Annotated in this window: 2 protein-coding genes; both read left to right on the forward strand. The window is 73.8% G+C overall.

Features of this window, described 5'->3' with window-relative positions; all coding sequences use genetic code 11:
* The first annotated feature begins 7 nt into the window (after positions 1-7).
* Positions 8-172, forward strand: a complete 165-nt coding sequence (locus tag ACLD7X_RS18930) for a PRC-barrel domain-containing protein (protein ID WP_411425223.1) — start codon at positions 8-10, stop codon at positions 170-172.
* Between the two features lie 82 nt (positions 173-254).
* Positions 255-451, forward strand: a 197-nt coding sequence (locus tag ACLD7X_RS18935) for a hypothetical protein (protein ID WP_411425222.1), incomplete at its 3' end; no start/stop codon positions are given.

A 451-nucleotide genomic window follows, 5' to 3' on the forward strand; every position in this document is an offset into this window, starting at 1 on the left:
GGCCGCACTGGGCCGGGTAACGGCGGTGCACAACCACGGCGCGGGCGACGTGCTGGAGATCGCCCAGCCCGGGGGCAAGGTGCTGCTTCTGCCCTTTACCCGCGCGGCCGTGCCGACGGTCGACCTGACCGCGGGCCGCATCGTCGCCGACCCGCCCGAGGAACTGGACTGATCGTCGCCTCTGGACGACGCCTGCGCGCTCTGCCAGCCTGCAAGGCGGCGGGGCGTAACGGGTGCGCAGGGTGAAAAGGCGGTTGCTGATCCTGAAACTGGCGGCGGCGCTGCTCTATGCGGGGCCGCTGGTGGCGGGCCCGGGCGGGCAGGGCTGGGCCGTGGTGCCGGCCTTCGTGCTGGTGTTCCTGCTGTGGCAGGTGGTGATGCGGCCCGCCGACTGGCGCCGCACGCCGCTGGAATGGGCGCAGGCACGGGTTCTGGCGGCGGCGCTGCTGCG

Origin of the sequence: Aphanothece microscopica RSMan92 (assembly GCF_046613545.2) — a bacterium.
In the GTDB taxonomy this organism is placed as follows: Bacteria; Cyanobacteriota; Cyanobacteriia; order PCC-6307; family Cyanobiaceae; genus NIES-981.